The organism is Mycobacterium hubeiense (assembly GCF_002838065.1).
Classification (GTDB): Bacteria; Actinomycetota; Actinomycetes; order Mycobacteriales; family Mycobacteriaceae; genus Mycobacterium; species Mycobacterium hubeiense.
Genome location: NZ_PIZU01000047.1, coordinates 23880 through 33627 on the forward strand (window position 1 = coordinate 23880; position 9748 = coordinate 33627).

Annotated in this window: 9 protein-coding genes; 7 read left to right on the plus strand and 2 right to left on the minus strand. The window is 63.3% G+C overall.

Features of this window, described 5'->3' with window-relative positions; translation table 11 throughout:
* Positions 1 to 17: 17 nt before the first annotated feature.
* Positions 18 to 989 (plus strand): NADPH:quinone oxidoreductase family protein, encoded by a 972-nt coding sequence (locus CWS39_RS24560; protein WP_102145513.1) that lies wholly within the window; start codon positions 18 to 20, stop codon positions 987 to 989.
* Here CWS39_RS24560 and CWS39_RS24565 read toward each other — a convergent pair whose 3' ends face one another.
* Positions 990 to 1742: an alpha/beta hydrolase family protein gene (locus tag CWS39_RS24565; RefSeq protein ID WP_102145514.1), complete on the minus strand. Its 753-nt coding sequence runs from the start codon at positions 1740 to 1742 to the stop codon at positions 990 to 992.
* A 13-nt stretch (positions 1743 to 1755) separates the two neighbouring features.
* Positions 1756 to 2076 carry a MerR family transcriptional regulator gene (locus tag CWS39_RS24570; protein WP_102145505.1) on the minus strand — a complete coding sequence of 107 codons (321 nt, stop codon included), beginning with the start codon at positions 2074 to 2076 and terminating at the stop codon, positions 1756 to 1758.
* Between the two features lie 79 nt (positions 2077 to 2155).
* On the opposite strand from CWS39_RS24570, the gene CWS39_RS24575 reads away from it, so the two are divergent.
* The 6 genes from CWS39_RS24575 to CWS39_RS30195 all read left to right on the plus strand — a co-directional run bounded on the left by CWS39_RS24575 (position 2156) and on the right by CWS39_RS30195 (position 9271).
* Positions 2156 to 2581, plus strand: a complete 426-nt coding sequence (locus CWS39_RS24575) for an Hsp20/alpha crystallin family protein (protein ID WP_102145515.1) — start codon at positions 2156 to 2158, stop codon at positions 2579 to 2581.
* 126 nt (positions 2582 to 2707) lie between these two features.
* A complete protein-coding gene (locus CWS39_RS24580) occupies positions 2708 to 3043 on the plus strand; it encodes an ANTAR domain-containing protein (protein WP_102145506.1) in 336 nt (111 codons plus the stop codon).
* A 99-nt stretch (positions 3044 to 3142) separates the two neighbouring features.
* Positions 3143 to 3730: a type IV toxin-antitoxin system AbiEi family antitoxin domain-containing protein gene (locus CWS39_RS24585; protein ID WP_102145507.1), complete on the plus strand. Its 588-nt coding sequence runs from the start codon at positions 3143 to 3145 to the stop codon at positions 3728 to 3730.
* Positions 3727 to 4632, plus strand: coding sequence for a nucleotidyl transferase AbiEii/AbiGii toxin family protein (locus tag CWS39_RS24590; protein ID WP_102145508.1), 906 nt, complete (start codon positions 3727 to 3729; stop codon positions 4630 to 4632). The genes CWS39_RS24585 and CWS39_RS24590 overlap by 4 nt, the downstream gene beginning before the upstream one ends.
* A gap of 40 nt (positions 4633 to 4672) precedes the next feature.
* Entirely contained in the window at positions 4673 to 7030 is a 2358-nt protein-coding gene (locus CWS39_RS24595; protein ID WP_102145509.1) for a DEAD/DEAH box helicase, read from the plus strand.
* Positions 7031 to 7645: 615 nt separating this feature from the next.
* Positions 7646 to 9271, plus strand: a complete 1626-nt coding sequence (locus tag CWS39_RS30195; RefSeq protein WP_102145510.1) for a DNA methyltransferase — start codon at positions 7646 to 7648, stop codon at positions 9269 to 9271.
* Positions 9272 to 9748 lie beyond the last annotated feature (477 nt).

A 9748-nucleotide genomic window follows, 5' to 3' on the forward strand; every position in this document is an offset into this window, starting at 1 on the left:
GATGTTAAATGGGCGCCATGCGCGCGATACAGATAACCCGGTTGGACGGTCCCGAAGCGGTGCAGCTCGCCGATATCGACGAGCCGTCCGGCGACGACGCGGTCGTCATCGACGTGCACGCCGCGGGCGTGGCGTTTCCCGACGCGCTGTTGACGCGTGGCCTGTACCAGTACAAGCCGGAGGTGCCGTTCACCCCCGGCGCGGAGATCGCCGGCGTGGTGCGCAGTGCGCCCGACGGCGCCGGGGTGGCCCCGGGTGACCGCGTCGCCGGGCTGACGATGCTGTCCGGCGGCATGGCGGAAGTCGTTGCACTGCAACCTGACCGGGTGTTCAAGCTGCCCGACGCAGTGTCCTTCGAGGCGGGTGCGGGAATCCTGTTCAACGATCTGACAGTGCATTTCGCGCTGCGCACGCGCGGCCGGTTGACCGACGGCGAGACCGTGCTGGTGCACGGCGCCGCCGGCGGAATCGGCACGTCGACGCTGCGGCTGGCGCCGGCGTTAGGGGCTTCCCGGACGATCGCGGTGGTCTCCACCGAGGACAAGATCGCGGTGGCCAAGGCCGCCGGCGCATCGGATGTGGTGCTGGCCGAAGGCTTTCGGGATGCGGTAAAGACGCTGACCGACGGGCGTGGCGTGGACATCGTCGTCGACCCGGTCGGCGGTGACCGGTTCACCGACTCGCTGCGTTCCCTGGCCGTCGGCGGGCGACTTCTGGTGGTCGGGTTCACCGGCGGTGAGATTCCCACCGTCAAGGTGAACCGGTTGCTGCTCAACAACGTCGACGTGGTCGGCGCCGGCTGGGGCGCGTGGACGTTCTCGCATCCGGGATATCTGCGCGAGCAGTGGGCCGAGCTGGAACCGCTGCTGGCGTCGGGCAAGGTGGTGGCCCCGCAGCCGGAGGTCTATCCGCTGGAGCGCGCCGCGGAGGCCATCGCATCGCTGGAAAACCGCACGGCCAAGGGCAAAGTCGTGCTCAAGGTGCGGTAATCACAGATACGGATCAGCCCAGGCGCTGATGATCCGGGCCGCCCGCGCGGCCTGATTCTTCTCGGTGAGCAGATGATCGGCGCCCTCGAGTGAGACGAAGCTGCGGGGATGGCGTGCGGCGCGGAAGATCTCGCTCGCATTGGCGATGCCGACGGTGTTGTCGGTGGGCGAATGCATGACCAGCAGCGCCCGGCGCAGGGTGCGGATGCGTTCGTGCAGATCGGCGGCGCGCACATCCTCGATGAAATGTCGCTTGAGGGTCAGCGCCTTGCCCTCGATGAGGAAGGGGGCTTCGCCGTCGGCCTCGATCCGGTGCACCAGTGCGTCGTAATTGTGCTCGACGTGGGACGGGTCGTAGGGCGCGCCGATGCTGGCGACGGCCTCCACCGTCGGGCATTCGTGGGCGGCGGCGATCACCGCCGAGCCGCCGAACGAGTGCCCGACGAGCAGACGCACCTCGCGACCGGTGGAGTTCATGAACTCCACCGCGCGCACGGTGTCGGCGACCTTGTGGGAGAACGACCCGTCACCCCAATCGCCGTCGGAGTCACCGAGGCCGAGGTTGTCGAAGCGCAGCATGCCGATGCCCTCGCTGGCCAGCTGTTTGCAGATCCGGCTCGCCGCGGGGCTGTCCTTGCCGAGCGTGAAGCCGTGGGCGAAGACGCCCCAACCGCGGGGCTCACCCTCCGGAAGATCGATGAGACCCGCCAAGGTCGGCCCGGTGGTGCTGGGGAAACTGACGCGCTCAGCCACGCACGTCATCGTGTCACTCGAACTGCGCCCGCAGTTGGGCATTCGCTTCGCGCAGCGTCGCGTTCTCGTCCTCCAATTCGAGAACGAGCGCGACGCCCGCCAGGTTCACACCGCGCGCGATCAGCGCGGTGATGCGTTGTAACCGCGCCACGTCGTCGGCGCTGTAGCGCCGCGTGCCGCCCTCGGTGCGCGCCGGCGACAGCAGGCCGTGGCGCTCGTAGAGCCGCAGCGACTGCACGCTCGCGCCGGCCAGACCGGCGGCCACGGAAATGCCGTAGACGCCGTGGTCCGGGGCCGGCACATGCGGCGTACGCGCGTCGTTCGAAGTCGGCATGTTTTCTCCAGCCGCGTGGAATATGTGTTGACCATCACAGGTTATATGTGGCGGAAAGACTATATCCAGTCGAATGGAGGTGGTGTTCATGCTGACGTTCGATCCGTTCTTCCGCGAGTTCGACCGCCTCACCCAGCAGGCGCTGGGCACCATCGCCCGCCCAGCGGTCATGCCGATGGACGCCTGGCGTGACGGCGATCAGTTCGTCGTGGAGTTCGATGTGCCTGGCATCAATCCGGAGTCGCTTGACCTCAAGATCGAGGACGACGTCCTGACGGTCACCGCCGAACGGACCGCCGAGTCAGACAGAAACTGGTTGGTCGCCGAACGGCCGGTCGGCGTATTCAGCCGGCGGGTGCTGCTCGGACGCGGCCTAGACGCCGACAAGATCCAGGCGCAGTACCACGACGGCGTGCTTCGCGTGACCTTGCCGGTGGCCGAAACTGCCAAGCCGCGCAAGATCGCGGTCGAGAAGCGCGCCGAGCAGAAGGCCATCAGCGTCTGACCGCGTGGCGGCGGCTCACATTTGGAACTCGCTATTCGGCGCCAGATCACAAAAGTGCGCACTGCCCGTCCGGCGACTACATCGGTGATGCCGCCGCCCTTTTCGCATTAGCCGACGAGGAGGCAGATGAAAGATCTCAACCGGACGAGAGACGACCCCCGCCGCAGCGGTGCCCGGATTCTCGACACCGCCGAGGGAGTTGTCATCGCCCTGCGTGGATGCACGCTCAACCAGGCGTTCATCGAGATCGTGAACACGGCCAAGAAGCACAACGTGGCGCCCGTCAACCTGGCGGATGCACTGGTGGCGATCGTGCAGAAGCAATCCACGGCCGACCTGGATGCCGACGCGGTGCGAGCCGCCCAGGAAACATGGGGCGCACTGCTCGACGGCCACCGGCGCGACGGCGCCTGGTTGGAGGAGCCCGTGCAGGACGACGACGATAGTCGTGTTTTCGATTGATCGAATAGTGAACGGCCCCCGGAGATTTCCTCCGAGGGCCGGTTAGCTATGTGGATAAAAGTGTTGCACTAAACATCGATACGTGTAACACTTTTATCCATGTCGGGACTCCAGGAATTACCCGATACGTTCACCACCGCGACCGCGCTGGCTCGCGGTGTGCATCCGCGAGTGCTCTATGCCTTACGCGACGGAGGTGACATCGTCGAACTGTCGCGTGGGGTCTTTCGACGCGCTGACGCGCCGCTAGCCAGTGAACCGGATCTGCTGGCCGTCGCGTACCGATCCCCTGTGGCGATCGTGTGTTGTCGATCGGCCGCGGCGGTTTACGAGTTGAGCGACGAACTCCCGCCCGCGGTGCAGATCGCCGTGCCCACCGGACACCGCCCGCCAAGGATCGCGTATCCGCCAACAGAGGTTTTGCGGTTTGCCGCCACTACCTTCGAAGTCGACCTGTCACGCCTAGAGGCGGCGCCAGGCGAGTGGGTGCGGATCTACACTCCCGCTCGGACGGTCATCGACCTGATGCGACTTCGCCACCGGTTCGGCGAGTCGCTGGCGTTCGCCGCGATGCAGCGGTACCTGCGGCGTCGTGACGCGGCGCCGGCGAAGTTGCTGCGCCTCGCTTCGATGTTCGATGTGGCGGGACCGGTACGCCGTGCGCTCGACGTGGCTACTGCGCAATGACCCGTCCGACGCGCAGCACCGCCGCCGGACGCGCCTACCTGGATCTACAGCGCCGTGCCCGCGCCGAAGGCCGTCCGACTCAGGAGTTGCTCACTCTCTACGTGGTCGAGCGGTGGTTGGCGCGATTGGCGCTCTCGCCGTACTCCGAGCAGTTTGTGCTCAAGGGCGGGATCCTCTTAGCGGCCTTCGACGCACGACGGCCGACAGCTGACGTTGATGCCTTGGCTCGGAACTTCGCGAACGACGAGGCGACTGTAGTCGCACGAATCGTCGCCATCGCGGCGCAAGAATTACCGGACGACGGGGTCGAATTCCGCGGTGACACGGTGACATCCCGCATGATCCGCAACGAGGACCTGTACTCCGGAGTGCGGGTCACGATGGATTGCGCAATCGCATCTGCGGTGGTCAAGCTGCGTCTGGACGTCAACTTCGGTGACCCGGTCACTCCCGCACCGCAACATATCGATCTACCTGCGCTGCGGCCGGAGCATCCACCGGTTCGAATCCTCGGTTATCCGCTTGAGACTGTGCTAGCCGAGAAGATCACCACCGCAATCAGTCTCGGCCCAGCGAACACGCGCGTGCGCGACTACGCAGACGTCTACACCCTCACCGGCGACCGAGACATCTCACATTCGTCCGTTCGCGCTGCGCTCATCGCCACGGCCGGTCACCGCACAACTGAGCTTGTCGCGCTGTCTTCGGTTATCGGGGACCTTGTCGAACTGAGGCGACGTTCGTACGACGCCTACCGGGCCAGCCTTGGACCCGATGGCGCGGCGCTGCCCCAAGATTTCGCGATTGTGGTTCGGGCGGTCCTCGCCTTTGCAGATCGACTGATCGACACGGCAACGCCGACTACAACGTGGAACGGTTCCATGCGTATGTGGATCGACTGAGCAGCTGTATTGCGCATCCAGTGACCGGCACACTGTGGTTGTGGACGAGCGCTTTCCGGGCGAGTTGGAGACGCTGCGTGCCGACAATCGGCGGCTGCGTCGCCTTCTAAAACTGAACGAAGAGCAGGCACGCGCGTCAGAACCAGATCAGGCTACTCTCACTGGCGCTCCGGAGGCGCCGGTGAGCATGACATCAGCCCCCGACGACAAGATCCGCTTTTATCTCGATCTGTTTCGTTGCCGCTCCGACGTTTACGCGCTGCGGTGGGAGAACCGCCGCGACGGCCGGTCTGGCTGGATGCCCGCGATCCGCGGTTACTGGCGCAAAGGCATGCCCCGCGCTGACGCCCCATATCTTCCGTTGACTCACGAGGTCATCGCGCAACACCTACGTGGCGAGGTTCACATCGGTCTGTATCCGCTGGGCGACGACGACACATGTTGGTGGGTCGCCGCTGACTTCGACAAAGAGGCCGCGATGCTTGATGCGCTGGCCTACATGAAAGCCGCACGGGCCCATAATGTTCCGGCAGCCTTGGAGGTTTCGCAGTCAGGACGGGGCGCACATGTGTGGATATTCTTTGCGCAGGCCACGTCGGCCGCCACTGCCCGCCATATCGCGACGAATCTGCTAGGCGAAGCTTTCCAACTCCGCGGAAGCATGCACCTCAGCAGCTATGACCGGCTGTTCCCCTCGCAAGACGTCCACACCGGCCGTGGCATGGGCAACCTGATCGCCGCACCTCTCAATGGCAAACGCCGACAGCACGGCACCACGCTGTTTCTCGACCCGGCCACCCTGGAACCGTTCGACGACCAATGGGCCTACCTGTCCAGCATCGCGCGGCTGTCGCTCAACGACGTGGCTGGGCTCGCCCGCAGTCTGCCCGATCCGCAGTTCGGCCATCGAGTGCGCCGGCTGCAATTACCCACCTCGTCCAAGATCGTGCCGAGGCCGGCCGCAGTTATACGCGCGACCTTTTCGTCCCGACTCACCCTGACTGCCAACGATCTTGGTCCCGCCATGATCGCGGCAGTCAAACACGCAGCTTCCATTCGCAATCCAGAGTTTGATGCCCGGCAACGCGCCCGACGCAGCACCTGGGACACACCGCGCTTCCTCTACAGCTATGACGAGACAGCAGACGGTGACCTGGTGCTGCCGCGCGGACTTCACCATCTTCTAACGGAATTGGTCGACTCAACCGGCAGTACGTTGCACATCGACGACAAGCGCGTCGTCGGCGACACCCACGAATTCACTTGTGCAGCCGAGCTTCGGCCCGAACAGGCCGGCGCAGCCCGACACCTCGTCGAAGAAGACATTAGCGTGTTGATCGCAGCTCCTGGCTTGGGCAAGACGGTGATTGCCTGTGCCGCAATAGCTTCTCGCTCCACATCGACCCTTGTACTAGTGGACCGTAAGGCACTTGCGGAGCAATGGCGGGACAGGTTGCAGGAGTATCTCGGATTCAAGTGCGGACAGATCGGCGGCGGGCGATCAAAGACGACCGGCATTATCGATATCGCCCTGCTGCCCACACTCGCCCGCCGCGACAACATCGAAGAACTGACCGCTGGCTACGGTTTCGTAATCGTCGACGAATGCCACCACATCGCCGCCAGCGCCTTCTTCCACGTCCTCAACCGAATTCCCGCGAGGTACTGGCTTGGACTTACTGCCACACCCGAGCGCCGCGATGGGCTCGAAGACCTCATCTACCACCAGCTCGGATCACATCACGTGACCCTTGAAGCACCTGGCGCGGGACAGCTGCCTTCGGCGGACGCTAATTTGCTTGTGCCGCATCCGGTACTACATGTTCATCCCACACAATTCCGCTACGTAGGCCCGGCCGATCCCAGCGCTCCAGGCGGGATGGCGGAGATCTACCGAGCATTGGTCGCCGATGAAGCCCGGCTCGATCAAGTCGTCTCCGACGTCCTTGTGGCGCATGCCGACGGTGCCAACATTCTCGTCCTCACGACATGGATCGATCACCTCAACGCAATCGCCGAGCGTCTCCGCACCGTCGGGAAGTCGGTCATCGTGCTGAGCGGTCAGATGAAGGCGAAACAGCGCCGTGAGATCTCGGAACAACTCGCCAACCACAGCGCCGACGCTGAGCCGTTGCTGATCGTTGGCAGCAGCTCCTTTATCGGCGAGGGATTCGACTGCCCTGCGCTGGACACCCTGTTCCTCGCAGCGCCGATCACCTTCAAGAACCGCCTCGTCCAGTACGTCGGACGCATCACCCGACCCCATCCCGGCAAGACCGTCGCCACCGTGCACGACTACCACGACGAACTGACCCCTGTACTCGCCTCGTCACTGCGAAAACGTGCACCGGGTTACACCAAGATGGGCTTCCCCGACCCCAGAAAACTGGTCCGATAGGACTCATTGCAATACGCGATGGCTGCGTCGATCAGAAACGGCCCCCGGAGATTTCCTCCGAGGGCCGTTTCATTTAGTAGCGGGGACAGGATTCGAACCTGCGACCTCTGGGTTATGAGCCGGCCGGTTCCGGTCTCGCATGGCCTCCCGGGTCTGAAACGTGCAGGTCGCGATCAACCGCCCGTCCCAGCCATCACGGTGCGTCTCACATCATCACGGCAGTTGCGCCCTGTTTCGTTCACAAATTCGTTCACAACCTAAGGCGTCACTTGCCGCCACCGGTCGGCGACGCTGCTGCAGGGCGTCGAAACTGGCACCACCCACGCATCGCCGGGCACCTACCCGACCCGGAGGGTCGCCGCGGACACCGCCCGCTGCCACGAACGGGTCAGGAGAGTCTGGTCGCGGTTGGGATCGAACCGCCGGATAACAAAGAGGCGGGCGGGCGTCGTCCAGTAGTGCGCGACGCCCGCCTGACCTCCCGTGAAGGAATCCGATTAGCCGATTACCGCCGCCGCGAGCGGGCACACATCGTGCTCTCGAATAGGTATCCGTTTCACAGCAAATTGAAAACTCCCATTGCGCGGGGCGCGCCCAGCCTGCTGAGGTGGGTCAGTGAACCGACTATATTTCGGCGACAATCTCGAGGTGCTCGACGAGCACGTCGACGATGGATCCGTCGACTTAGTCTATCTGGATCCGCCGTTCAATTCGAACCGTAACTACTCCGTCATCTTCGGGCGAAATCGAGCCGTCGACGAGTCGGCGGCGCAGATCCAAGCGTTCGAAGACACGTGGCGGTGGACGCACACCACCGAAGTGCTTTTAGGTCAACTGTCGCAAACGGCACCGCGGCGGGTCGCTGGCACCCTTTCTGGGTTCTATACGCTCCTAGAAGAAAGTGAGGCGCTTGCCTACCTCGTCAATATGACGCCTCGCCTGCTTCAACTGCACCGGGTGCTCAAGCCCACCGGATCCCTCTACCTGCATTGCGACCCGACAATGAGCCACTACCTCAAAGTCCTCCTAGACTCGATATTCGGTGCCGAGAACTTCCGTGATGAGGTCAGTTGGCAACGGCACAATGCCCGCAGCGTGAAGCAGGCAATCTGGCCGCGCCTCCACGACACACTGCTCTTTTACGGCAGGAGTCGTATTGGCACATTCTTCGAAACTCGGGTGCCATCGGGAGCTATGTCTGAGCCCCACGACATTGTGACTTGGACCGATGGTAATCGTTACCGCACGAAGGATTTGACTGGTCCGGGAACGCGGAAGGGAGAAACTGGACAACCCTGGCGCAGCGTCAACCCGACTGGTGCTGGCCGACATTGGCGTGTGGGGCACACCACGCTCGAACAACTAGATATGGAGGGCCGTCTCTATTGGCAGAAGAATGGCATGCCTCGCGAGCGTGCACAAGATCCGTACGTGCCCAGCGAACGGTCGGTGATCGTCGGCGACGTGTGGACTGATATTCCTTCCATCAACTCCGGTGCCGCGGAACGCCTCGGCTACCCGACGCAGAAGCCTTTAGCACTGCTTGAGCGAATCATTCAAGCGAGCAGCAACCCCGGCGATGTCGTTCTGGACCCCTTCTGCGGGTGTGGTACTACAGTCGACGCCGCACAACGGCTGGGTCGTCAGTGGATCGGTATCGATATCACCCACCTCGCGATCGACGTCATCACCAAACGGCTGCTGCACACGTACGGCGGCGGAGTGTTCGGCTCCATCGAGCTTTCCGGCATCCCGAAAGATCTCGGTGGTGCCCGCGCACTGTTTGACCGGTCACCGCTGGAATTTGAACGCTGGGCTGTCTCCATGGTCAACGCCGAACCGAACGAGAAACAGGTCGGAGACAAAGGCGTTGACGGCGTAGCGAGGTTCCCGCTCGGCACCGGCAAGATCGGCAAACTACTGGTGTCGGTGAAAGGCGGTAAGACAATCAACCCGTCAATGGTGCGCGACCTCTCCGGCACCGTAGAAGCCCGCAAAGCACAGATGGGTCTGCTCATCACCCTGGCACCAGCGACCAAAGGCGTCACCGACGCGATCAACCACGGAGGCGTTTTCGCCCACCCCGCCAACGGCGAGCAGTACCCGCGCCTGCAGCACATCACCGTGGCCGATCTGCTCGCCAAGAAACGCCCGCAGGTACCCCCGACCTTCCTGCCCTACATCGCCGCGCAGAAACACACGGTCACCCTCGAGCAGACCACTCTATTTGCGGCCGGATAAGCCCCCAAAAAGACCCCCGAGCGCGCACCTGGCCACGATCGAACGGGAGTTCACGGCGAGCTCACGCCGCCTGTTTTGAGTCCCAGAAACCCGCTTCTGACCTGCAAAAGATATGTGGTGCGCGATACTGCGATCGAACCTGTTGACGGCGGTTGAGAACCCGGTACCCAACACCGCGGCCCCCATGGATAACCGCTATATCGATAGGGTTTCGATACGTGTTCGCCCCCACTGACCCTGTATGGGTTCAGGACATCTTTGACCGTTTGTCATCGGGACATCGTTTACGGGCAACCCGTGCCCTGCCACGGTCTGGTGGTGGTCAATCCAGAGGTTCCCGAATCTGATTCCGATGTTGCGGCACGTGTCACCGTTGAGATCCGTCTGCGTGCCGTCACTGAAGTCAACGACGGCGCACCCGTTGGTGAGGTAGCCGAACGGTACGGCGTCACGAGCATGTCCCGAGTCTCGTGGAAC

Excerpts from the sequence above, each read along its gene's own strand:
- CWS39_RS24585 (WP_102145507.1), top strand. The coding sequence starts at position 3,143 with ATGTCGGGACTCCAGGAATTACCCGATACGTTCACCACCGCGACCGCG.
- CWS39_RS24570 (WP_102145505.1), bottom strand. The coding sequence starts at position 2,076 with ATGCCGACTTCGAACGACGCGCGTACGCCGCATGTGCCGGCCCCGGAC.
- CWS39_RS24560 (WP_102145513.1), top strand. The coding sequence starts at position 18 with ATGCGCGCGATACAGATAACCCGGTTGGACGGTCCCGAAGCGGTGCAG.
- CWS39_RS24590 (WP_102145508.1), top strand. The coding sequence starts at position 3,727 with ATGACCCGTCCGACGCGCAGCACCGCCGCCGGACGCGCCTACCTGGAT.
- CWS39_RS24580 (WP_102145506.1), top strand. The coding sequence starts at position 2,708 with ATGAAAGATCTCAACCGGACGAGAGACGACCCCCGCCGCAGCGGTGCC.